A 24,048-nucleotide genomic window follows, 5' to 3' on the forward strand; every position below is an offset into this window, starting at 1 on the left:
GGGCAAAACAAAAAGAGTGAGGGAGCCGAAAGGCAACCACTTTCCTATAGGAATCCAATAGATCCCCAGTTGTCCGGATCAACTGGAAATTCTACTAGAAAGAGCTCTTACTACTAATATACGAGGATTAGATTTATGAAATAAATGACTTAATTTATCTGGCAGCTTTAGTTGAATAAGAGCGAAGGAAAATACCTTTTATGATAGGATTAAAGAATAACGTGAAAGAACCTTAAAAACGACAAAAAAATAAGTGTCCCAAATGCAAATGAGTATGAGACACCTTTTTGATTTTTTGAGTTATACTTTTTTAAAAAATTATATCTGCTAAATTCGCTTAATAACAGCTATCATATGAGTGCCGCCGTCTATGGCACCTGGTTCGCGGCAAAACTCTAGTTCCCATTGAAGATATTGCTCCCAAAGTGTTGAATCATTTATGATAACCTCATTTAGAATTTCTTCATTATTAAGTGATAGAAAATTCGCTGCAGCAGCATCGATAATTTCGCAGACTTGTTGTTTTAGAAAGGATTCTAACTCTGACCATCTGAACATATGACAGAAATGTCCAGACGGTGCAAGCTGTCCATATAAATCTCCCGATTGATTTACATTTTCAATCAATTCAATCCCGTGACGTTGGGTCAATTTTAATATTTCAGGTAAGAACCGTTTAGTAGCTCCTAAAAGAGACATGACACTGATTAAAACATAACCATCCGGCTTAGTCACACGCAGTAACTCCTTTATAGCATCGTCCTTTTTCTCAAAAACATAACTTAGTGCCCCGCCAAAGCATACCACTTTATCGAATGAAGAGGATTCATATTTTGATAGATCTACAATATCCAGCTCATCCCATGATTCAACATAATCTCCATAGCCAGATTCATGAACTTTTAAACGGTTAAGTTCCAATTGTTTTGGAGAAATATCTCCTACAGTAATGCTTGCACCTAACTTAGCTAATTCAATTGTAAATCTACCTGGACCTGCTCCAGCTTCTAGAACCCGGTCCCCTTTGTTGATGTACCGGTTTAAGAAATATTTATGCACATGAAAATTAACCTTATTTTCAGGTGTTGATTCAAGTCTTTCCCATTCTCGTTCACCATATTGATCATAAAACTGTTTAATATGCCCTGCATCGTACTTAATGTTCATCATTGAACCTCCTGAGTAAAATTTTAGAGCGAATTCAATTGAAAAATGTAATAAATTTCAGAATTTTAGTTTGATAATATTACCATTTGAACTTAAAATTGTAAATATCGATTCATGCAATAAGCAACGTGAACGAAAACAAAAGGATCAATGTTGGGCACTCATTGAATTCTGAGTTTATTGGTGGAAAGTATAAATGGGGATGAGGCTAATTTAAGAAAACAATAATCAGAGTGCTAGTTTTCGTGATTATTATACCAATATGCATTTTTTACATCCTATATAACGGTAATGAAGGAGGGGGAGGAACCAGAGGGCATACATCGTACACTTATATTGTAACGCCACCTTTACCAGACAATCATTCAAAAATTACATTATTTTTTAAAGAATATAAAGCACCTTTTAAAAGAAAACCGACGGGTCTTGAATTTGTCATAAAACTGGACAACTAGTTTAATTCTATAACGATTCCATATCCCTCATTAAAAAAAGGGTGACTTGAACAAAGAAGTATTGATGCCTGGCGGATATCAGGTAAACATGGATTTGATGTATTAAAGATGATGAACCTTGATCTGTCCAACAATTCTATGTCCGCGATCCGTTTGGCAAGCTTGTTAATATTCTAGCTCATGACACTAGCGATGTACACATAAGGTTGGGCCTCTTGAAAAATCTATATAAATAGATATATTGGATAGAGTCTAGTACCAAGTGTAGATAATTATAAACCATAATTAAAAGGAGATCATTTATGGATAATAAAATAAGAAAAATTGAAGAGGTTAATCAATTTATTTTGGATTTACCCAAAAATATTCAGACCATTACAGTTGCTTTAAGAGAAATCATTCTTAATTCTTCACCAGAACTTAAAGAAGAGTTTAAATGGTCTATGCCTAATTATTCTTATAATGGATTAGTTTGTTATATTCAAACTGCCAAAAAACATGTTAATCTAGGTTTTTTCAAAGGTAATGTACTCCAAGAAAAAGACGTTCACAAATTATTACAGGGTACAGCGAAAGCAATGAGACATATTAAAATCAAAAAAATGGAAGAAATTCAACCAGAGGCCTTCACCTCACTTATTCAACAAGCGGTAAGATTGAATGAGGATTAACGCTATAAAGGAGTTGTTTTAAAACGTTTGGTAACAACAATGGAATGTATGAAACTTATTGTATTAAGGAGAAGAAATTCCTTTTGTCTAGTTAATGGTGGTGCTGCGATTTTTTTCAAACCATATAAAAAGATTCGTAATCCATTTTGAAACTAGCATAATTGCCAAATATCCAATAAACAAATAAAAATAATTGGCTCCTCTAGAGAATTCAAACAAGCCAAGCGTTACCATTAAAGGTTTCAAAATAAATGCAAAAAATAAACTTAATAATGTGAAATAGAAATAATAATTTTTATTGTTCTTAATTACCCATTGATATACCAATATATAGATTACTGGCACTAATGCGACATCTAAAGAAAAACTATAAGGAAAAAAAGGTATTGCTCTATATGGGTATCCCCAAAAACCAAAAATTACTCCAGGCAGATCTATATATGTAAACCATACGTGAACATTAAACCCATAAAACCCTAATAATAAAGCTTTTTTTCTATCAATGGTAAAATAAAGTACAATTAAAGGAACTAAAAGAAGTAATACAGTCACCCAAAATTGCCAAGTATTAAAGCTGGAAAATTGATTCCAATAATCAATCCAATTATGGCTAATTTCTACTTGATTAGAACTTATTTTTTCGTATGTCATCTTCTGTTCTGATGGCATTTTATAAATTCTCCTTCTTTCAAAACTCGGTTAAATATTATTATTACTTGCTGGTATAGACAATATGTAAGAAGGGATTAAGTTTTTATCTTGTAGTGAAGAAGCAGAGAGGAAAACTAAAGATATAAAGGGAGTTTGGCATGCATTCTAATATAAAGGTTGGCAGAGTCGTTAAAGTAATTAATGATATTACTAGGAAAGAGGTTTTTGCAGAAGACAGTGAGTTTCGCTCTTTTCCAGTCAGCATATTTTATCCTGCCCTAGAAAATCCAGCAGATGTACACGAAAGAGATCTTACATCTCTATTCTATCCCGCAATCGATGAAGTAATCGGTATATTTGCAAAGGTTGGAATTAAGGATGAAAAGTTGAAAGAAATTTCAATTTCGGTTATGGAAAGTGCTAAGCCTTTACAAAATGCTTCATTTCCAGTAATTCTATTATCTCCAGGTTTTGGAATCGATCGAGATTTGTATATTGAGATCATAACAGCTATTGTTCAAAAAGGATATATAGTTGTTACACTTAGTGTCCCGTACGACAGTTTATTTACGGTTTTTCCTAATGGGAAAGTCGTATTGCAAGCCGAAAGATTTCCTGAGGATCAATCCCAGATATTTACGAGAATCGAAGATGTTCGTTTTGTATTAAGTTATCTAGAAAAATGGAATCAAGAAGAGTTTTTTAATGGAATATTTGATACCAATAAAATTGGACTGATAGGACATTCCTTTGGCGGGGCTACTGTTTTTAATGTAGCTGCTTTGGATAAACGTATACGCTGTGCCATTTTATTTGATGCAAGTTTGCATTTAATTGATGACAAAATGCCAAATATCCCAATACTAAATATTCGTCAAGAAGCTGCTTCCTATAATGAGTTTCTTCAAGCAATTATGGACGTCAAGGATGAAAGTACAAGTGAGGCTATTGCCAAGCGCTATATTAAAAATCAAATACATATGTATCAACACTTACATTCAAGTAGTTCATTTGTGAAAATATTAGGGGCAAATCATATGTCATTCTCAACCATTGGGAGACTCATTTCCGATGTATCCCCACATGTTACTAAAACAATTCAGGAACTAACTATTGCATTTCTTAAAGAGTATTTGAAAGAAATACAAGGTACCTATTCGAAAGGTATAACGAAAAGAGAAGATTAAAAAATCATGTAAAAATTGATGGAAGTGGATTACCTGTTTAATCTTACATTGCATAATTGAGTTGAAACTACATTTATATTTCTAAATCATCAGGTCTCTTTGAATGCAGAAAGGATTTTGAGATTTCACTCGATTTAAACACTTTCCTTCTTTGTTTTCCTCCGGACATAACCTATTATTAATATAAGGAGTGGCAGAAATCCTCCTACGATATAACTTAGAATCAATAGAACTTGCCTATCCCATTGCTGCTGTTCCACAACATTTGGAAACATCATAGAAGCAAATGCAGTTAAAATCATCCCCATCGGCAGAACAATAGGACGATAACTTTTTAGATTCAAAACTTGTCCAAGTCCTGTACAGCATGCATAAAAGTAAAAAATCAATTTGAAATATACGGCTATAAACCACATGGTCGCTACTATAACTTCAATTCGTTTAACAAAGTCACCTACATTTATTTTTTGGGCTAATACATAACTCGGTAAGGAATTTTTGCAGTTGCCTCAGCTCCTATAACTAGGATAGCCAAGATTGTTATAATAAAAATTATAATTCCTCCTATTATTTGACCTATATAAAATGATCTTTGTGCTTCTTGAAGCTTATTTACACTTGCAGGAAAGATCATCAATAAAAAAACGGCATTTAGAGAGGAAACACTTACTAATATAAGAGTAGGAAAAAGCAAGGGCTTTAAGCCATTTTCCAAAACAGGTTGTAAATTTTGAAACTTACTTTCAGGTATTACAAACAGCAGTACGAAAAATAAGAAGATAAAGATTACCCAGAATATTTCGGCCGCACGTGAAAATGTTTCCAAACCGATGCGGACAGCCATTACCAAAAGAATAGCTGTCATGATATGAAGTACTTCTATTGGTGTTTCTGGCAAGAGATTTACCCGAAAGAACGTACCAGAATAGTAAAGAAGTTCTGCTGAAGCAATAAATGCGATCCAAACCATAATAAGGGATACTATTTTTCCAAGCCACTTTCCAAAGAGTTTTTCATTGATTTGAGCAATATTCATATGTGGGAATAGTTCAGCAATCTTGTTAAACATCCATATTATAGCTAGCCCAATGACGATACTGAGTATCACTACTAACCAAGCATCCTGCTTTGCATAATTTGCTATAACGGATGGAAACACAAGTATACTAGTTCCAATTGTAAAAAAGGTTACTAAAACCCTAAATTGGCGAACCGAAATTTTTTCATTTTCAGGCATGGGCTATTTCCCTCACTGGTTATGTTAAAAGTTCATACATAAAGTTACTAAAAGGCTGGAAAATCATATTCATTCCTCTTATTGGGTTAGGAAGGGTGATATGAAAACTATGTGCGATGGATAAACCAACGCCAATTAACAGAAGAACAGAAAATATCCAGAGTTCTTTCTTAAACTTATTTCTTTTTAAATGGGGGACATCGATCGCGATGATAATCAAAGCTGCAACTACTGCCACTATTGAAGTCATGTGAAAACTCCTCTTTTACATGTACTGATATTAATTCTAGTATTGACAACATGCCACTTTTAATTATTTCCTTGGTCCGGTTTCGGAATATCTGTTTCCTCTCTTTTTATATTACTTTTACTAATTAAACGCGGACGTGTGGATTGAGCCCACTTTGGAAAAAGAAACACTGCATCTTTTTGATCTTCTTTAATATAAGGTGCAAATGGTGACATATAAGGTACTCCAAACGATCTTAAACTGCATAAATGAAGAATGACTGCAAATAATCCAAACGTTATTCCAAAAAATCCAAATGAAGCAGCTAATCCCATGAATGGAAAACGAAGCATTCGAATGGAAATAGATAAATTATAAGAACTAACAATAAAACTTGATATCGCAGTAATGGATACAACAATAACCATCGCAGCTGAAACGATGCCTGCTTCGACTGCCGCAGTTCCAATTACTAAAGTTCCAACAATGGAAACTGCTTGGCCAATTGCCTTTGGCAATCTCAAGCCTGATTCACGCAGGATCTCAAACGTAACCTCCATCATAAAAGCCTCTATAAAAGCCGGAAACGGAACCCCTTCACGTTGTGCTGCGAGACTAATTAATAATGGGGTTGGCAGCATCTCTTGATGAAAAGTCGTAATGGCAATATATACGGAGGGTCCTAACATAGCGATTAATAAACCGATAAATCTTAAGATACGTAAAAGTGTCGTAATATCTGCACGACTGTAATAATCATCTGGAGCATGAAGAAATTGGACAAATACGGCTGGTACTATTAATACAAAAGGAGTGCCATTAACTAAAATGGCAATCCTTCCTTCTAAAAGGTTTGCTGCGACAACATCTGGGCGTTCGGTATGATAGATGGTTGGAAAAGGGGAATACGTAGCATCTTGGATGAGCTCTTCAATATATAAAGTATCTAAGATACTGTCAATATTAATCTTATCTAAGCGGCTCCTTACTTCTTCTAATACTTTCTCGTTGGCAATTCCTTTTATATACATTAAAGACACAATCGTCTTTGTTTGTTTTCCAATTTTCCTTGATTCTAACCATAGATTAGGATTATTTATTTTTCGGCGGATTAAGGCGGTATTGACTCGAATATTTTCCGTTAGGGCTTCCCTTGGCCCCCTTATGGAATTTTCGGTAGATGGTTCTGTTACATTTCTTTCTTTTCCTCCCTTCATGCTAATGGCTAATCCGACGGAGTGTCCATCGATTAAGAGAATAACATGTCCTGAAAAAAGTGATTCATAAAGGGAATTGTAATCAGAAATATCTTTTATTTGTGCAACTGTGAGGGTTGTTTCCTTTATCTTTATAACAAGCTCTTCCAAACTTACAGTGTTTACATCTGGCTGAGGGAAATCTTTCATCAATGATTCTAAGATGAATTCTTGGTTAGCAATCGTATCAACGAGCCCATCTGTAAAAATAATGCTGGCTTTTATTGAATGTTCTCTTCCAATCCGGAATTCACGAATGATTATGTCTTCACTGTACCCAAGAGTTTCTTTTATCTTATGAAGGTTTTCAGCTAAATACGTGTTTAATTGACCATCATCCATTTGAAATTGTGATCTATTTTTTTGACTAGGTTGTTTTTTTTTTAACCTAAGCTTTCTTGGTGATATTTTAAAAAAACCCACAGAGAATCCCCGCTTTTTTAATCTTATTTTTTTCGAAAATTATTCCCAATATACTCATGAAAAGGGTGATTCTTGAAATTAATTCGGTTTTTGACAATCACATCATGAATAAAAAGAATACTTTGTATTTCATTCGCTTAGGCTAACGATATACACTCATGTTTCAACTAGGAGAGTTAGCGGATGAAACGTAAATTCCTAATTTTTATCATGTGTCTTTCGTTTGTTTTGATTATGACAGGATGTTGGACTCGAAAAGAGTTAAATGATCTGGCTATTGCTGTTGCAATGGGTATTGACAAAGTTGATAAACAGTATCTCCTAACTGTACAAATTGTAAATCCAGGAGAGATTGCAGCTAAACAAGGGAGCGGGATAAGCACCCCTGTCGTTGTTTTTCAAGAAAAAGGGGAAACCATATTTGAAACCTTGAGGAAAATAACGACAAATGCTCCAAGAAAAGTTTACTTAGCTCATCTTAGAACGTTAATTTTCGGGGAAGAGTTAGCAAAAGAAGGGATTAGGAAAACACTCGATTTTCTATCAAGAGATCATGAATTAAGACCAGACTTTTATATCACAGTAGCAAAGGATGCAAGAGCAGAAGATATTTTGAAAATATTGACATCCTTAGAGGATATTCCAGCTAATAAATTATATAATGCCCTTGAAACTTCCGAAAATGTTTGGGCTCAAACTATGTCAGTTACATTTGATACACTGAATTCAAAGCTTATGAGTGAAGGAGCTAATCCCATTTTAACTGGTGTAATGAAAACAGGTGATACGCAGTCTGGGGGAGTGAAACAAAATATAGAGAATATAGATCCTCCTATAAGACTTAAATATAATGGAATTTCCGTTTTTAAGGGTGAAAAATTAATAGGGTGGTTAAATGAAGAAGAAAGTAAAGGAGTTAATTTTGCACTTGGCGAAGTGAAAAATACAATTGTAACCACTTCTTGTCCGCAGGATGAAGGAAAATTGGCATTAGAGATAGTTAGAACAAATCAAAGTTTAAATACAACAATAAAAAATGGACAACCGGTAGGAACTATAAAGCTATATATTGATGCAAATGTAGGTGATGTGGAATGTACAGATTTAGATTTAATGAAAGTAAGTACTATTTATGATCTCGAAAACAAAGCTGAAGAAAAAATCAAAGGACAAATTATTTCCTCTATTGAAGCTGCTCAAAAAAAATATCAATCCGATATTTTCGGTTTCGGAGAAGCTCTACACCGTTCTGAACCTGAATTTTGGAACGAATTAAAAAAACGTGGGATCAAAGGTTTACGGATATGCCAGTGCATGTAAATGTTACAGTGAAGGTCCATCACACTGGTACAATTGGAAATTTCGATTATCGAGAGGCAGGGGAATAGTGGAATAGAAGAAATAAACTACTCATTAACTAAATATAATAAATTTTAAATCTTATGTAATTAAAGCAGTAATGTTAGAATAGACGAGAGAATAGTCACGTTGTAATGGATCAGAGGGGGAACAGCGGTGCAATTAGAAAAATTTATTGATCGCAGGAAGAGTCATTCCGTAAAGTGGTATTTAAACAATGATGAGATCATCCCGCTTTGCATTGCAGATATGGATTTTCAGGTTTCCGAAGAGATTCGGTCAGCATTTCCCAAAAAGCGATACATGGGATATACGGCTACAGTACTTTTTGTGAAAGATATTTTGACGCTATTATCCATTGGTGGAAGACTCAGCATCAATGGGAATTAAAAAGGGAATGGGTTAAATTTAGCCCCGGAATCATTCCAGGGATGAACTTACTATTAAAAGTGCTAACTGAACCTGGAGATCACGTCATTATTCAGGAGCCTGTATACTATCCTTTCTACCAAACCATTAAAACACAAGGTTGCCATGTCCAAGAGAATTCACTTATTTATCAAAACGGCTACTACGAGATCGACTTTGACGACTTTGAAAAAAAGGCTTCACACCCGCGTGCAAAAGTATTGATCCTATGCAGCCCCCATAATCCTGTAGGGAGAGTGTGGACTAAAGCAGAGCTTAAGCGGCTAGGTGAAATTTGTGCCAGACATAAAGTGATGGTCATTTCAGATGAGATGCATTGTGATTTAACTTTTAAAGGTTATCAGCATACACCGTATGCGACTGTAGACCCTTCGCACCTTATGAATACGATAACCTGTGTGGCACCTAGTAAAACCTTTAATATTGCTGGGATGCAAAGTTCAATTATTATCATTCCTAATGAAGAAATTCGGGAAAAATACCAAGAGTTATTAGAAGGTTATGGCTTAATGAGACCAAATGCATTTGCGATTGAAGGAACAATTGCTGCATATTATCACGGATTACCATGGTTACAGCAAGTCAAAGCGTATTTAGAAGAAAATTTGAACTATGTAACCAAATATCTTGAAGAGAATATTCCAGAATTGAAACCCGTTAAACCAGAAGCTACTCATTTAATATGGTTAAATTGCCGGGGATTACCGGTTGAACCACAGCAGCTTCATTCATTCTTTTTTGAAAAAGCAGGAATTCGTTTTGATGAAGGGCGAAAGTTTGGACCAGGCGGGGAAGGGTTTGAAAGAATTAATATTGCTTGTCCTCGTGAAATTTTAGAAACAGCCCTTCATAGAGTTGAAAAAGCTGTGAGAACCCTAAAAAAGTAGATACATTTTTGGTTTGTTTTTTCTCATTTATACTTTCAATTCGTAACAATGCAGGTTTCATAAAGAATACAAAGGAATTAAAGAAAGTGAAGGATATATACCTATACCTTCACTTTTTTGCTTAAGAAGAAATTATTTATGCAAAGGGAACCTTCTGAATTAGCTCGCTAGGGTCCGTGTAAAACAGCTTTTCAGTGCCGATTGAGGTGGAGGCAGATGAGACTTATTTTTCCTCATGGATTAGCTTTTTTCTATTTGTAGTAAGTGGAGGCTGTTCTAGCCACTTCTTTTCAACCAAAATGTCAAATATGTCTTTTGCATAAATCATTACTTCAGTAATAATTTTACTATATTGAGCAGTCAAATCGGACCTCATAGAAACGGATAAGGCATGAGAAATTAAGCTTATGTCCACAGAGTTTAATATATTTATCATTGAAAAGATTAGTTTATCTGAAAATGGAGATACAGTTGAATCCGTTACTTCCATACTGACAGTAACAGTACCTAAAAGGTCTTTTTCCATTAGTAATTTGTTGAAAAGTGAGATTTGTTTTTCACTTATTTTTTTTCCTTTAAGGATATATTCTTTTAGTTTTTTATCTTTAATTACTTGGGCGAAACCGAGCATAATGATAACGGAAAAATAATTTCTTTCGATGTTAAAGAAAATTTCCGATAATTCTATGGCATTTATCGGTCTTTTTTTACCCATAAAACCGGATAGAAAAGATTCCTTTTGAATAAACTCTATTTCCTTTGGGTAATTCATTTTTGGCGGGCGATCATAAATACCTTTTGATAACATCAGTTTGACTGCTTTGTTAAACATTTCAGCAGATGTATGTAGACATTCGATAAAGAAGTCTAATACATCTAGGCGAACGTTGTTAGAGGCAACATAACTATAATTAATCATTCCTAACCGATTCATCATATAAATATAACTAAGTGTAAATATATCATTAAAAAGAGGAGGAGCAGCCAAATTAACATCACCATCTGAAAAAGCCACAGGCAGTGGAAAATTTTCTTCAAGAAGGATTGATTTTGTTTTCTCAAGTCGCCCTTTCGAAATTTGCAATGCTTCTTTAGCTAATGGAAGAATCTCCTCATCTTGCAGATGGTGTAAAAAGTAAGACAAGAAACATAAGCTCATGCTTTCTTGCATATAAATGCCCCAAAGTCCTCCGATTTCTGTGCAGGTTAGCTCAATATTGACTGCTTTTTTATCTGGCTTCAATTCATGAATCCTCCCAGTTTGTGTTTGGTTTAATGACTAGTCTTCAGGATTATCTCGTAACCAGAGGATATTTAATAGTGACACAAGAGCATCTATTACTAAACTCTAGAACTGAAACAACTTGATTTTATTTGGTTCCATTTCATTATATATATTTTGGTTTATTATTTTGCGATTTATTCTTTTCCGCATTTCTTTTAAGTTGAGTTTCAGAGGGCTATATGAAGATAAGCCTCTTTTTAACGATGTATAGCCCGTAATGGTTAATAATATCAAAATTTATATCATCCTGAATGTGTCTTGTTAACTATGAAACCAGCTTTAATCCTATGGTAGCGATTAAAATCATTGCGATAAAAATAATTCTTTTTACATCTCTTGACTCACCATATAAAAGCATTCCCAATATAGCTCCACCAGACGCACCAATTCCTGTCCAAACTGCATAGGCTGTCCCCATAGGTATTGTTTTCATTGCAATTGCAAGAAATAAAAAACTTGCTCCAAATGCAAGAATCAGCAAAAGCAGGGAATTCCAATTTCGCGTCTTATGCCATTTATTGATCAAGGAAACACCAAACATTTCGAATACTCCAGCAAGGACTAAAGAAATCCACGCCATTAGGAATCAGCTCCTTCCTTACCTTTTCTCTCGTCTTTTTCATTAGTAACCCATTTCAAGCCAATGACGCCTGCGAGTAAAAGTAAAATAAGAAGTATTTTGCTTGTTTTAAACGGCTCACCAAAGAAAATGATTTCTGAAAAAACAGTTCCGGCTGTACCTATTCCTACAAAGACTGAATATACCGTTCCAACCGGAAGTTTTTGCCCAGCCATTATCATTAAATAAAAGCTGATCAATATGGATATAACAGTTCCCATCCAAGTCCATACGTCATGTGCGTGTGTTAGGCCAATAACCCAAAAAACCTCGAAAAGGGCAGCTATGAATACTTTTATCCAGTTTGCGTTCATAAAGAATACTCCTCCAATCGTATAAAAAATAAAAAAGCCTGAGAGTAACTGGTAAACAGTTTCTCCCGGGCTTTTGTCCCTCCGTGGCACAGCTAAAGCTGCGAGTTTTCTCTCGGACCGGACCAACAGACATGTTGCGGAACCCTAGAAAACATAAACAATATATAATTCCTTTTATATTATACATATCCTTAAACGTTTTGTTAAGCAGAAAAATTAGATTGAACAAGTGATCAAATGAAGAAGGATATGAAACGATCAATAAGTTAATTCGTATAAATATGATTAAAGGAGGATTCACTCTTTTTTGTATAAGGTTAATCAGCATCTTTGGCAGTGCGACGGAAATCAGTGTAGTATACTGTAAATTCTTGGGTTTGAGATTCTATATTTTGTATGAACTGCGCTTTAATTTGTTCTAATAAAAGACTCTTCAATTTCTCAAGTCTTATTGGTCCGATTCCAGGCAATTTTTCTGGAATCATTACTTTAAATACCCCTTGCCTTTTATACATACGAACGCTACCAAATCCCGTTCTTTCTTTTTTACCTAATTTATAAGTAAATTCAAATCGTTGCTCAATGAAGGAAGATACTTCTGGGAGTCCTAAATTTTCATAAATGGCAGGAAATTGATGAAAGACAGGAGAATTGGTGAACGATATAGAAGTAATGTTCAAATGCTACACCTCTATCATTTGTATATTAAATATTTTTACCAATGTAAGGTCGAATAATTTGACACTGTACTTTGAGTAATTTGTGCGAGGGCATTGTGCTAACGAATATTGAACTACACCAAAATATTAAAATTGTAACCAAAAAAGAAGTTAGTTTAAGAACACTGCTAAATGTAATTGGTATTTTCATCTTTGGAGGGTTACTTTTAACCATCGTTACTGTTCCATTTTCTGTCAATAAAAAAATGGATTTATATATGAATAATTCCTTGAAGTTAGATTTTAATAATCTCCAGGAGTTTTTACTATTTATTTTTGGAAGTGCATCTATTTATTATTTTTTAGTTAATATTTATTTTAAAGGGGGATTCTGGCAGAAAGTTTTCTTTATAACTCTTTTCCTTCTTAGTTGTTTTTGTTTATTTATGGTTATTTATCTTTTTGTCAATTCAACACACTAATCGGTAATATCTACTAATTCGGAGATAACTAAAATGAATCATTCACAAAATAAAATTGCACTTATTACAGGAGCTAGTAGTCCAAGAGATATAGGTATAGCTATTTGTAGGAAACTAGCTTCTCAAGGTATCGATATATTTTTTACACATTGGAAATCTGATATTACATGGATAGAGAAATTTCAACAAGAGATTGTAAATATGGTTCATTATGCTGTCAATATGAGGTCAACTTTTCTGCTCAGTGTGGAGTTTGCACGACTTTTTGAGAAATCCACATTAGAAACTGGACGAATCATAAATATGACTTCTGGACAGGAATTAGGCCCAATGCCCGGTGAGTTAGCTTATGCAGCAACTAAAGGAGCGATTTCAGCCTTTACGAGGTCACTTTCTGCAGAACTAGCCCCATTAGGGATCACGGTAAATGCGGTAAACCCGGGACCGACAGATTCAACGTGGATGACTGATGAAATAAGAGAGCACCTATTACCAAAATTCCCAATGGGACGTATTGGACTTCCAGAAGATGTTGCACGGCTTATTGCCTTCCTTGCTAGCGATGACGCAAACTGGATAACCGGTCAGATTATACATTCAGAAGGTGGATTTATTCGAAGTTAGAATATAACAGGACACATCAAATAACAATATATAATACTTTAAAAGGAGTGGAGGCTATGGAAAATAATTATTCTGATTGCCTAGAGATAAAGGTAATAGCTCCAGCAGATTGCGGAAATTCACCAAGAAAATTTTTATTAAAGGACATGATTATTGCCTTTGCTAGGAATGATATAGATTTTATAACTAAGTATACGGCTGATAACGTTTGCTGGAATATAGTAGGTTTCAAAACAGTTAGCGGTATCAATGAAGTTATTGAACTATTACAAAGAAGAAATACTGATAAAATGATTGAAATTAATATACATACAATCATTACACATGGTAAAACAGGTGCCGTCAACGGCATCCTAAAATCGGGAGATAGCAAGGCTTATGAATTTTGCAACGTGTACCATTTTATTAGTACAGGGAAAAATACAATAAAAGAAATTACCTCATATGTAATACAAGCTGCCCCGTAAAGGTTTTTTGAACATGAACAATTTTTACTAGATAGTGACCGCTTGTTGAAAAAAGTGAAGATATACTTATAAATTTAGTGAAAACCGAAGTTATATACTTTATTTCTTTAAATTGCTTAATGGACAATTTGCCAGTTACTATGACATTATTGAAGTAACAAAAAGATTGGAGATCAAAATATTAAAATGAAAATATCGAATAAAGCAGTTTGTAAGTCTAGTAAATGGATTAAACGAAATGCTAGGCCGTTAGAGGCTGCAAGATGGGAATATTTTTTTGAAGGTTACTCGCAGGATCAAGTTATACACTATTTGTCTGCTTTTCAAAATAAGGATGGCGGGTTTGGGCATGGCATTGAACCTGATTTTTGGTCGCCGTATTCATCACCAATGGCCACATGGGCAGCGGGACAGATTTTAATAGAAATCGGAGCGAATCCAACAGATGAAATAGTTAAATCTATGATTTCATATTTGGTAAATACGTATGATAAAGAAACTGGAATGTGGGCATCGGTACTGCCAGAAACCAATCAGTATCCACACGCACCTTGGTGGCATTGGGAAGAGGGGGTGCAGGAGAAATGGATGTTTAATCCTAGTGCAGAGCTCGCTGCGTTTCTTGTGCATTGGTCTTCTGAAGAGAGTGAAACCTCAGAAATAGGATGGTCAGCCATTGAAAAAGCAATTGATCGTTTAATGAAAGCTAATGAAATGGAACGACATGAAATCAATAATTATCAACAGTTAATTAAAATAATGAATTTACACAAAACTACATTTAATACAAGGTTTCACTATTCTTTAAGTGAAGTTTCTAATAAAGTCATGTCTTTCGTTGAAAAGTCTGTAGAATGGGATGCATCAGAATGGTCAACGGGTTACAAATCACTTCCTCTTGACTTTATAGACAGTCCCGAGCATCCGCTTTCTGAAAAATTCAGTGATTTAATTGAACAAAACTTGAATTTTTACATAGAGACAATCTCAGATGAAGGTACATGGGATATTTCATGGAATTGGGGAGGTTATCCAGAAGAATTTGCGGTTTCGAGAAGATACTGGAAAGGGATCTTGACCGTAAATCGGTATAAACTGCTTAAATCGTTTGGATATTTACTTTGAATGTTTTATCCGATAACGGGTTCGTTGATTTAAGAAATATCGTGCAGCACTTTGCATATCTTCTTCGCAAATGTGCTGCACTTTTATTTTGCTATACAAAGGTTAATGAAGAGGTAGATCATTTGGAAGATGATTCAAATTTATAGTTGACTGAGTCAACTAATGTATTTTATACTATTGTTGATTTAGAAATTTCTGAATTTTTAGGAGGAATCTCTATGGGATCTGTTCATTATGTGGAAAAAATTAGAAAATTCAACAGATACTATGCAAACGTATTAGGAAAAATTGATCAGGAAATCTATAATCAACCATTTACATTGACTGAAGCGCGTGTCATCACAGAGATCCATTATAGGAACGGTTGTACGGCAACTGAAGTCAGAGAAAATCTTGGAATAGATCGGGGCTATATGAGCCGCATTATTCAACGTTTTGAAGACGAAAACATTATCATGAAAAAACATTCAACCGAGGATAAACGCCAGTATTCACTTTTTCTCACCGCATATGGCATCGAAATTTATGAAGACTTGGTTCAAATTGCAAATCGTGGAGTACATAAAATGATTCAGCATCTATCAAAAAATGAACTGTCCAAGTTAGTAACTTCTATGGAAACAATTGAATCCATATTTACGGGAAAACCTTCATCCCAGTCTGAAGTTCTCATTCGGCCTTTTCAACCTGGTGATGTTGGATATGTTGCCTGCCTCCATGGAAAGTTATACGACACTACATATCATTTTGGACGGATGTTTGAATATTATGTCATGAAGGGTCTAACAGAATTTATGATAAATACCGATGGGGGAGAGCTATGGGTTGCTGAAATAGATAATGAAGTTGTTGGTTCTATTGCAATAACGAAATCGACTGATACTGTTGCACAACTGAGATGGTTTATTATTGATGAAAACTATCAGGGAAAAGGCATTGGAAAAAAACTAATCGAGACAGCACTAAATTTTTGTAAGGAGCAGCAATATCAACATGTGTTTTTATGGACTGTGAACATCTTAAAAACAGCTCGTTATCTTTACCAAAAATATAATTTTAGGCTAACGGAAGAAAAACCAAATGATGAATGGACTGGATCGAAATTGATTGAAGAACGATGGGATCTGGACCTTTCTAACCTAAATTAATGATTAACTAAATGGAAGGGATAATAAAAATCCCTTCCTCTCATTTGTAATCTTCCTCTGAAATTGTTAAATAAGATAAAGGGAGTTTGGAGCATTGAAACGCAAGAACCGTCCCTCTGTTTCAGAAGTAAATGTTGTCATTCTAAATAGTTAGTGGTAAAATTCATCTAAAGAGTTAGTTAGTTGAATAACTAAGTAGAGGGTGATAAAATGGCGAAACCAAATGTTATAAGTAAGGTAGATCTAATTAAAAGTGCGAAGGATTGTTTAGTTGAAAACGGGATAGAAAAGTTTACATTAAGGGCTGTTGCAGAGGCAGCAGGAGTTACACAGGGGACAGTCTATTACCATTTTAGAACGAAGGAACAGTTGTTATTAGAAATTGTTGAAGATATTTGTGAACGATCTTGGACAGAAATATCCAACCAAAGTAATCAATATTTCGTCAGTCAAGCCATTGAATCTGCTAAGAGTCGTTGTTCCTATGATTCATTTTTTCATAAATTATTTTTAACATTGGTTGCATCGAGTTTTAATAATGAAAAAATGCGAAGTCAATTAGGAGACGTTATTTTATCAGAAAATAACACTCTCATTCAAAATTTATCTGATGTATGGGCAAAGTCACCAATAGAAGGTGTTTCCCTTGAAACGTGGGGAATTCTCTTTAATGCAATTGTTGACGGGATAGCATTACAAGCATTATTACAAAAAGATTTTCCCGTAGAAAAAACATATGAAGAGATTGAAAAGTTGTTTAAGGGGCTTAGTCATTTGCTTGAAAAGGAGGAAAAGCAATGAAAGGATATTTGATCACTGCATTTTGGGGTCTTTTAGTATGGTTTTGTGCAACCATGTTTTTTGTCCTGCTTGGAGAACATGTCCTCTTTAGTCCCGGAACCGATGCTTTTATAATCAGCACATTGTTATTAATAATCGGCACAGCATTTTTGTTGTACGGTGTTACATACGTTTATCTCAAGTTTAATCAATCAAAACATGCGCCATTAAAGTTTGGAATCATTGGAACGATAGTTGGTTTATCGTTGGATACAATTACTTTATCAAATCACCATTTAGTTTTCCCTAAATTAGATGATTCACAGATTATTGCATTTACGGCGTGGATGTGTTTTGCATATGCATTATATTTAATAATACCTGCCTTGATTAATCAGCAAAGAAATAAGCGCCGAAAGCATGAGGTTGACTTATAGAGTGTTAATATTTTTTTATAGGAGGGTTCTATGAATATTAGAAAACTCAATAGAGATGAAAAACCTCCAATGGAATTGTTGCTATTAGCTGATCCTTCTGAGGTGATCGTTCAAGAATATGTAAATAGGGGCGAATGTTTCGTAGCAGAAAGTGAACAAGAAATTTTTGGGGTATATGTACTGATTCCTACCAGACCCAAAACGGTGGAGCTTGTGAATATTGCAGTTGCAGAGAGTTATAGAGGTAAAGGGATTGGGAAACAGTTGGTGGATAGTGCTATTCAAAAAGCTAAAGCAGGAGGTTTCAAAACAATTGAGATTGGCACTGGAAATTCAAGTATTGGACAGCTGGTTCTTTATCAAAAATGTGGTTTTAGAATTATTGGAGTGGATTTAGACTTTTTCTTACGGCATTATCCAGAAGAAATATATGAAAACGGAATTCATTGCAGGGATATGATTCGGTTATCCCAGGATTTGTAAGGTAAGACGGGGTAAGAGACATGATTCGAGTACGTGATAAGTGCAACTAGGCAAGCGCATAAATGCTTGCCGTTTTTTTGTTTTAAATTTCTTGCTGAAAATGTGTCGATTCACACTGCATTATGTGCCGAAACGCTCAGGTTATGTGCCGCTCCACACTGATTATGTGCCGTTCCAGGAAGATATGTGCCGCTCCACGCAGATTATATGCCGCTCCACGCAGATTATGTGCCGAACCACGCAGATTATGAGCCGATCCAGGAAGATTATGTGCCGAACCGCGCAGATTATGAGCCGCTCCACGCAGATTATGAGCCGCTCCAAGCAGATTATGTGCCGCTCCACACTGATTATGTTCCGTTCCAGGAAGATATGTGCCGTTGCATGAAGATATGTGCCTAACCGCGCAGATTATGAGCCGCTCCACGCAGATTATGAGCCGCTCCACGCAGATTATGTGCCGCTCCACGAAGATTATGTGCCGCTCCGCGCAGATTATGTGCCGCTCCGCGCAGATTATGAGACGCTCCACGAAGATTATGTGCCGTTCCACGCAGATTATGTGCCGTTCCGATCATTTATGTGCAATCTACGCCTTCTAATGACCGACTTTTACAATATAGATGTTTGAGGATGTAACTAATTAGAAATTTCTTCCGACTAATAAGATACAAGGGATAAAGGAGGGAGAAATGTTGAACATTCGAAATATAGCTATAGGGATTGTTTGCTGCTTGTTATTATCAATCCTGGGTGCATGTGGAATTGCCGGTGAACAAAAGGTAGAAACTGGGGAAGGGTCTACAGGTGATGTAGCTGGAACAGTACTTGCTGGAGAAGAAGCAGCAAAAATAATAGGAATATTAAAAAGTATTGAGACAAATGAAGAGGTTATTATAGCGGTTGACGGACAAGATGTACATTATCGTTTATCTGAAGAAGCTCAAAGTCAAATAGAAGGTAAAGAAGTGGATTTGGGCAGTGAGGTTACTTTAAGAACCTACTCAATTGGGGATGACAAAGAAACGATTGATGAATTTATTAACAATTAAATTTAAAACGCAGGGATCTGAGTATTCCTGCGTTTTGCTATGAGGGAAATAGAGGTATCAAAAAAAGAAACCCGAAAAGTGGGTAGGATTTTTAATGCAATGGTTAATTATGGTAAAATATAATTAAAGTAAAAAAGAATAAAGTAGCAGGGGAAAATTAATTGATACCGAACATTCGGTAATAAAGAAGCCGGTAAACAATACATACTTAGATCTTCTGTATATTGTGTAAAGAACAAAAAAAAATTATTCAAACAAGTGATGGAATCGTTTTCTTCCGGGAGGCGGAATTGTAAAAAATGAGACACACGAAGAGTGTATAAAAAGAGAAGCCCTTGAAGAAATGGGAATGGATATTGAAGCAGGTCCGTTTATAGGGTGTGCCCGAAGATATTTTTATTCTGCAAGTCAATATTCCAAATGAAGGCCATTTTATTTTTGTAAGATGGGAAAGCAAGTAAGGAACCCAACTGAAACTGATCACATCTTATAATGGATTCACCTAAATCAGGCAATAGAAAAATTATTCCGAGATCATCAAAGTCGGGCAGTAGTTGAGGCATTAAAACAATTTAAATCTGGCTCAGTTTTGAATGAAAGGGAGGGGACCAAATGAAGTATATTTTTTCTATTATTTTGTTGCTACTATCTGTAGGATGCAGTCAGCAAATTGGAGCTTATGAGTTTCCGCCTTCACCATCCGGTAAAATCATAATCGATAACAAAGAATACCAAATGGAAGCGGGTAACTACAGATGGGAAAGAAAACAGGGTTTTAATACTGAGGTAGTTCAAACAGATGCAGCTTCGCCATATCAAATCGCTGAACATTTCAGTCCGATTTCTTCGAATAGTCATAGCAAGGTTGATATAGTGATTGAAAATGATCCTAAGATTACTGTTTATCTATGGAATAAAGAAGGGAGATTAAAGGAAATTGATATTAAAAATAATCAAATATCAATCCCAGAAAATAAGGGCCGATATATTTATGAAGTAGTAGGACAGTGGGACAATGGGGAAGTATCTTATACGTTTGTTGTCAATATCAATGATTAATACTTTTATGGTTCATTAAAATTTGGGAGGATTTTATGGCTGGATTTTTACTGTGAACCCTTTTGATAGAATTCAATGGGGATTACAGATCGTTAATGGAATCTCAACATTATGTTGAATAACTAAATACTAAGACCTTACTAAAGCAGAAGCTCATTTTTCATAAACCAGCTACATCTTTATTACAATTCTTGTAAACTATTAATAACGACTGATATGACTAAGGGGTGAAATATTGAAAAAAATATACATTCTGCTCGCGATTATTGTGATCCCAATTCTTCTTGTTCTATATTTCAATTATCAAATAACATCAACAGCCAAGGAAACCCCTCCCGATAATATCCCGTATCTGATTATCCTGGGTGCTAAGGTAAATGGATCAGAAATGTCGTTAGCCCTTCTATATCGTGCTAATAAAGCACTTGAATACCTTAAACAAAATCAACATACAAAGGTAATTGTCACTGGTGGGCAAGGGCCTGGTGAGGATATAACAGAAGCAGAGGCGTTAAGGCGATATTTAGATGAAAACGGAATACCATCTGAAAGAATTTTAATAGAAAATCGGTCCACTTCAACGTATGAAAACCTAAAATTTACAAAAGAGCTGTTTGATATAGATCAGGCAGTGATTGTAAGCAATGACTTTCATTTATATCGAGCTATAGAATTAGCGGAGAATGTCGGAATAAAAGGCTATCCTTTAGCTGCAAAAACACCTGAGGTTGTTAAGATTCCAATGAAACTGAGAGAATACGCAGCGATATTTAAAATGAAGATTACGGGAAAATAATTTTCAAAGTATGGATTTTTATAATTAAAGAAACTAGGCTTCAAGCCTGCAGAGATAACCACCCAATCAAAGTGGTTATTTTTTCATAAAAAATTAGTACCTAGTCCTAATAACAAGTGATAAAATATATTTGGTTGATAATTATAGATGAGGTGACTGTAATATGATTGAATCGAAAGCTCGCATTACTGCTATTGGCGCATACGTACCGGAAAAGAAGTTAACGAACTTTGATTTAGAAATAATGGTCGAGACCAATGACGAATGGATTGTAAAACGTACGGGTATAAAAGAGCGAAGAATTGCTCATGAGAAAGAATTTACAAGTGATATTGCTTGTATGTCTGTAAGAAATTTGATGGAACGCTATGACAAATCAGTAGAAGATGTAGATATGATTATTGTATGTACAATTACACCCGATTTTAAAACTCCAAGTGTTGCTTCATTAGTTCAAGCAAAATTAGGGATTAAACATGCCGGAGCTATTGATTTAAACGCAGCCTGTGCCGGATTTACTTACGGACTGCATGTAGCCAATGGGCTGATCACATCAGGCTTACACAAGAAAATTCTAGTGATTGGAGCCGAAACCTTATCCAAAGTTACAGACTATACAGATCGAACTACCTGTATTTTATTTGGAGATGGAGGAGGAGCAGTTCTTGTAGAATATGACGAAGTCCAGCCCAGCTTTCTTTCATATTATCTAATGTCTGAAGGAGAAAAAGGAAATCATTTATATTGTTCTGATCTCTCAAATCACATTTTCGAAGAGAAAATTAATCATAGCGGAAAAATCGTTCAAAATGGACGTGAGGTTTATAAGTGGGCTGTTTCCACAGTTCCGACAGGGATGCAAATGGTTATGGAAAAAGCCTCCGTTTCTTTAAATGAAGTGGATTGGTTTGTACCCCATAGTGCAAATTTAAGGATGATTGAATCAATCTGTGAGAAAATCGAGTTTCCAATAGAGAAAACATTGTACAGCTTAGTGGACTATGGCAACACTTCTTCGGCAACCATCTTTATCGCTAAATAAAGGCTTACTCGAGGGGAACATTCAAAATGGCCATAAGTTATTATTATATGGCTTTGGAGGAGGTTTGGCACAGGCTGGACTGCTGATTAAGTGGAATTTGTAAACTGAATAAACGAAAACAAATCTATAGTAAAAATATTAGTCTCTTCAATTGGAGGGACTTTTTTTATAACAGGGAAATGGATTTATATGGTAAAATAAAACTGAATGTATTGGTCAGTAAAAGAAAGATTCTTTTACTTAACGTTGAACAAGAACAAAGAATCGAGGAACTGAAAAAGCAAAATGATGAGATTTAAAAAAATATAGTTTATTAAACAGAAGTTATATAAATAAGATTATCCAATTAGGCCAATAAAAAAATTAAATATGAATTTTCGGAGATGAGGTGATAATTATTAAAAGGGTATTGGTTATGACAGTCGGAAAAACACATAGCGGAAAGACAACATTCGCTAGAGCTCTAGAAAAGATGTTATTCAACTCGGTTGTGATTGATCAAGATAACCATGCCGAATTCATCAATACTTATTACAAAACATTGCAGCCAAAACAAGGACCTAATACTTTCAAACACGCAATTACTCAAACAATTGTAGATTATGCTATTAATCATTCAAATTATCATTTGATTATCTGCAATTCAAATCGGTCTCGCAAAAATTGATTGGATTTGCTCGAGTTTTTTCATAATAAAGGGTTTGTCAGTATCCTGGTTCATTTTGACATACCAGATCAGATTCTTCGACAGCGAGTCGATACATCACAGCGGAGCAAAGCAATATTTAGGAGTGCTACTTCATTTGAGGAAGTGCTTACCCGTCAGTTGGCTAAGTCTCATAAAATTGAAATTTCAGCACCTATAGAAGGGGAAGCGGATTATTTATTCGTTATCAAAAATACGGATGAAGTTGAGTCCGTTTCGCGGGGAATTGTTAAAATAGCCCAAAATTTATGAATAGAGTGTAGCTAGGAACATTTTTGGTGTCAAAGTACTGTTTTAAGGAGGGGAGATATATATGTGGTGGGTAATTATTGTTATCATTGCATATCTTCCAATCATTTATCGAATTCATAGACGATTGGATTATTTAGAAAAAGAAGTAAAAAGATTAAAAGGTGAATAAGATTTTATGTAAATGGCTGAAGCCTTTTATTTACTTCGCAAGGGGGGATCGGCTGATTAGCGGACTGTCTTGATGATTTTATTACAGACATACATTCCGTGATTTCCTCGAAAACACTCGTATTAGAAGATAATAGGACATAGGTTCGTTACTTGCCGTGAATCATTCAAAAATCACCTGTCCCATACCAATAAATCTCCTTGCTTATTACATTCTACGAAATTGCTGCTAATGAGGAATATCAAACAAAAATTCATTCGTATAATTTGAAAAATGATTGAATGGGGGGAGTTATTTGTTCCAATTTTTTCTATTTGTGGGTGTAACGTGTTTTATTATTTCTGGTTTATTAGTTGGTGCATGGGTAAGTGGAGACCGGCAAAGAGGAAATTTTCATTCAGAAACTGCTGTAGATAGGAGATTAAGAACAAAAATTGCGTATATTTCTTTTTTGGTTGGAATCCTTGCTTTTGTAATTTCCGGGATCATCTATTTTCTATTCAAAGATTAAATAACGCCGGGGAGAAAATATGCAGTTTCACTGGATATCTGGTGCCAGTTCCTTGCTGTATATGTTTTTTAGCGGGGAAAAGGCACC

At 35.0% G+C, this 24,048-nt stretch carries 27 protein-coding genes, 3 pseudogenes and 1 riboswitch; of the genes and pseudogenes, 19 read left to right on the forward strand and 11 right to left on the reverse strand.

The window, feature by feature from the left end:
• Positions 1-327: 327 nt before the first annotated feature.
• The gene (locus MLE14_RS06335; protein ID WP_243297515.1) at positions 328-1,167 is read right to left on the reverse strand and encodes a class I SAM-dependent methyltransferase; all 840 of its coding nucleotides are present in this window, start codon (positions 1,165-1,167) and stop codon (positions 328-330) included.
• A gap of 757 nt (positions 1,168-1,924) precedes the next feature.
• Here MLE14_RS06335 and MLE14_RS06340 point away from each other — a divergent pair.
• Entirely contained in the window at positions 1,925-2,293 is a 369-nt protein-coding gene (locus MLE14_RS06340; protein ID WP_243297516.1) for a DUF1801 domain-containing protein, read from the forward strand.
• 87 nt (positions 2,294-2,380) lie between these two features.
• Here the strand turns inward: MLE14_RS06340 and MLE14_RS06345 are convergent, their stop codons facing one another.
• Positions 2,381-2,962 carry a CBO0543 family protein gene (locus MLE14_RS06345; protein WP_243297517.1) on the reverse strand — a complete coding sequence of 194 codons (582 nt, stop codon included), beginning with the start codon at positions 2,960-2,962 and terminating at the stop codon, positions 2,381-2,383.
• 140 nt (positions 2,963-3,102) lie between these two features.
• On the opposite strand from MLE14_RS06345, the gene MLE14_RS06350 reads away from it, so the two are divergent.
• Entirely contained in the window at positions 3,103-4,131 is a 1,029-nt protein-coding gene (locus MLE14_RS06350; RefSeq protein ID WP_243297518.1) for an alpha/beta hydrolase family protein, read from the forward strand.
• A gap of 134 nt (positions 4,132-4,265) precedes the next feature.
• Here the strand turns inward: MLE14_RS06350 and MLE14_RS22710 are convergent, their stop codons facing one another.
• The 4 genes from MLE14_RS22710 to MLE14_RS06365 are packed head-to-tail and all read right to left on the reverse strand — an operon-like array spanning position 4,266 to position 7,195.
• The gene (locus tag MLE14_RS22710) at positions 4,266-4,595 is read right to left on the reverse strand and encodes a GerAB/ArcD/ProY family transporter (protein WP_390628383.1); all 330 of its coding nucleotides are present in this window, start codon (positions 4,593-4,595) and stop codon (positions 4,266-4,268) included.
• 8 nt (positions 4,596-4,603) lie between these two features.
• The gene (locus tag MLE14_RS06355; RefSeq protein ID WP_243297519.1) at positions 4,604-5,368 is read right to left on the reverse strand and encodes a GerAB/ArcD/ProY family transporter; all 765 of its coding nucleotides are present in this window, start codon (positions 5,366-5,368) and stop codon (positions 4,604-4,606) included.
• A gap of 19 nt (positions 5,369-5,387) precedes the next feature.
• Positions 5,388-5,618, reverse strand: coding sequence for a hypothetical protein (locus MLE14_RS06360; protein ID WP_243297520.1), 231 nt, complete (start codon positions 5,616-5,618; stop codon positions 5,388-5,390).
• A gap of 59 nt (positions 5,619-5,677) precedes the next feature.
• The gene (locus tag MLE14_RS06365; RefSeq protein ID WP_243297633.1) at positions 5,678-7,195 is read right to left on the reverse strand and encodes a spore germination protein; all 1,518 of its coding nucleotides are present in this window, start codon (positions 7,193-7,195) and stop codon (positions 5,678-5,680) included.
• A gap of 264 nt (positions 7,196-7,459) precedes the next feature.
• Between MLE14_RS06365 and MLE14_RS06370 the strand changes: the two genes are divergently transcribed.
• The 3 genes from MLE14_RS06370 to MLE14_RS06380 all read left to right on the forward strand — a co-directional run bounded on the left by MLE14_RS06370 (position 7,460) and on the right by MLE14_RS06380 (position 9,951).
• A complete protein-coding gene (locus MLE14_RS06370) occupies positions 7,460-8,596 on the forward strand; it encodes a Ger(x)C family spore germination protein (RefSeq protein ID WP_243297521.1) in 1,137 nt (378 codons plus the stop codon).
• Between the two features lie 195 nt (positions 8,597-8,791).
• Positions 8,792-9,025, forward strand: coding sequence for a hypothetical protein (locus MLE14_RS22580; RefSeq protein ID WP_243297641.1), 234 nt, complete (start codon positions 8,792-8,794; stop codon positions 9,023-9,025).
• Positions 8,944-9,951, forward strand: a complete 1,008-nt coding sequence (locus tag MLE14_RS06380) for a MalY/PatB family protein (protein ID WP_243297634.1) — start codon at positions 8,944-8,946, stop codon at positions 9,949-9,951. The genes MLE14_RS22580 and MLE14_RS06380 overlap by 82 nt, the downstream gene beginning before the upstream one ends.
• A 223-nt stretch (positions 9,952-10,174) precedes the next feature.
• On the opposite strand, the gene MLE14_RS06385 is transcribed toward MLE14_RS06380, so the two are convergent.
• The 4 genes from MLE14_RS06385 to MLE14_RS06400 form a co-directional block, all read right to left on the reverse strand.
• Positions 10,175-11,194, reverse strand: coding sequence for a DUF3231 family protein (locus tag MLE14_RS06385; protein WP_243297522.1), 1,020 nt, complete (start codon positions 11,192-11,194; stop codon positions 10,175-10,177).
• A gap of 307 nt (positions 11,195-11,501) precedes the next feature.
• Positions 11,502-11,816, reverse strand: coding sequence for a DMT family transporter (locus MLE14_RS06390; RefSeq protein ID WP_243297523.1), 315 nt, complete (start codon positions 11,814-11,816; stop codon positions 11,502-11,504).
• Positions 11,816-12,169 (reverse strand): DMT family transporter, encoded by a 354-nt coding sequence (locus MLE14_RS06395; protein WP_243297525.1) that lies wholly within the window; start codon positions 12,167-12,169, stop codon positions 11,816-11,818. Before MLE14_RS06395 ends, MLE14_RS06390 begins: the two co-directional genes overlap by 1 nt.
• 60 nt (positions 12,170-12,229) lie before the next feature.
• Positions 12,230-12,328, reverse strand: a riboswitch (guanidine-I (ykkC/yxkD leader).
• A gap of 158 nt (positions 12,329-12,486) precedes the next feature.
• Positions 12,487-12,849 (reverse strand): hypothetical protein, encoded by a 363-nt coding sequence (locus MLE14_RS06400; protein ID WP_243297526.1) that lies wholly within the window; start codon positions 12,847-12,849, stop codon positions 12,487-12,489.
• 494 nt (positions 12,850-13,343) lie between these two features.
• Between MLE14_RS06400 and MLE14_RS06405 the strand changes: the two genes are divergently transcribed.
• The 7 genes from MLE14_RS06405 to MLE14_RS06435 all read left to right on the forward strand — a co-directional run bounded on the left by MLE14_RS06405 (position 13,344) and on the right by MLE14_RS06435 (position 18,374).
• Entirely contained in the window at positions 13,344-13,934 is a 591-nt protein-coding gene (locus MLE14_RS06405) for an SDR family oxidoreductase (RefSeq protein WP_243297527.1), read from the forward strand.
• A gap of 56 nt (positions 13,935-13,990) precedes the next feature.
• Positions 13,991-14,401, forward strand: a complete 411-nt coding sequence (locus tag MLE14_RS06410) for a nuclear transport factor 2 family protein (RefSeq protein ID WP_243297528.1) — start codon at positions 13,991-13,993, stop codon at positions 14,399-14,401.
• Between the two features lie 186 nt (positions 14,402-14,587).
• Positions 14,588-15,526, forward strand: a complete 939-nt coding sequence (locus tag MLE14_RS06415; RefSeq protein WP_243297529.1) for a hypothetical protein — start codon at positions 14,588-14,590, stop codon at positions 15,524-15,526.
• 218 nt (positions 15,527-15,744) lie between these two features.
• On the forward strand, positions 15,745-16,674 hold the full coding sequence (locus MLE14_RS06420; RefSeq protein ID WP_243297530.1) for a bifunctional helix-turn-helix transcriptional regulator/GNAT family N-acetyltransferase: 930 nt from the start codon (positions 15,745-15,747) through the stop codon (positions 16,672-16,674).
• Between the two features lie 210 nt (positions 16,675-16,884).
• On the forward strand, positions 16,885-17,475 hold the full coding sequence (locus tag MLE14_RS06425; RefSeq protein ID WP_243297531.1) for a TetR/AcrR family transcriptional regulator: 591 nt from the start codon (positions 16,885-16,887) through the stop codon (positions 17,473-17,475).
• Positions 17,472-17,891 (forward strand): DUF5367 family protein, encoded by a 420-nt coding sequence (locus tag MLE14_RS06430; protein WP_243297532.1) that lies wholly within the window; start codon positions 17,472-17,474, stop codon positions 17,889-17,891. Before MLE14_RS06425 ends, MLE14_RS06430 begins: the two co-directional genes overlap by 4 nt.
• A 30-nt stretch (positions 17,892-17,921) precedes the next feature.
• Entirely contained in the window at positions 17,922-18,374 is a 453-nt protein-coding gene (locus tag MLE14_RS06435; protein ID WP_243297533.1) for a GNAT family N-acetyltransferase, read from the forward strand.
• Between the two features lie 398 nt (positions 18,375-18,772).
• Here the strand turns inward: MLE14_RS06435 and MLE14_RS06440 are convergent, their stop codons facing one another.
• Complete coding sequence (locus MLE14_RS06440; RefSeq protein ID WP_243297534.1) at positions 18,773-18,952, reverse strand: hypothetical protein; 180 nt, start codon at positions 18,950-18,952, stop codon at positions 18,773-18,775.
• A 117-nt stretch (positions 18,953-19,069) separates the two neighbouring features.
• Here MLE14_RS06440 and MLE14_RS06445 point away from each other — a divergent pair, with 117 nt between their 5' ends.
• The 7 genes and pseudogenes from MLE14_RS06445 (at position 19,070) to MLE14_RS06470 (ending at position 23,961) form a co-directional block, all read left to right on the forward strand.
• On the forward strand, positions 19,070-19,426 hold the full coding sequence (locus MLE14_RS06445) for a hypothetical protein (RefSeq protein ID WP_243297535.1): 357 nt from the start codon (positions 19,070-19,072) through the stop codon (positions 19,424-19,426).
• Between the two features lie 283 nt (positions 19,427-19,709).
• Positions 19,710-19,850, forward strand: a pseudogene (locus MLE14_RS22715) (NUDIX domain-containing protein); the annotation flags it as partial.
• Positions 19,851-20,038: 188 nt separating this feature from the next.
• Positions 20,039-20,485, forward strand: a complete 447-nt coding sequence (locus tag MLE14_RS06450; protein ID WP_243297536.1) for a hypothetical protein — start codon at positions 20,039-20,041, stop codon at positions 20,483-20,485.
• Positions 20,486-20,720: 235 nt separating this feature from the next.
• Complete coding sequence (locus tag MLE14_RS06455; RefSeq protein WP_243297538.1) at positions 20,721-21,281, forward strand: YdcF family protein; 561 nt, start codon at positions 20,721-20,723, stop codon at positions 21,279-21,281.
• Positions 21,282-21,447: 166 nt separating this feature from the next.
• A pseudogene (locus tag MLE14_RS06460) lies at positions 21,448-22,426 on the forward strand (beta-ketoacyl-ACP synthase 3).
• A 294-nt stretch (positions 22,427-22,720) separates the two neighbouring features.
• Positions 22,721-23,281 (forward strand): annotated as a pseudogene (locus MLE14_RS06465) (ATP-binding protein).
• A gap of 464 nt (positions 23,282-23,745) precedes the next feature.
• Positions 23,746-23,961, forward strand: coding sequence for a DUF5316 family protein (locus MLE14_RS06470; RefSeq protein ID WP_243297539.1), 216 nt, complete (start codon positions 23,746-23,748; stop codon positions 23,959-23,961).
• Positions 23,962-24,048: the final 87 nt, after the last annotated feature.

It is taken from the genome of Bacillus litorisediminis, from assembly GCF_022808645.1.
Lineage (GTDB): Bacteria > Bacillota > Bacilli > Bacillales > JC228 > Bacillus_BF > Bacillus_BF litorisediminis.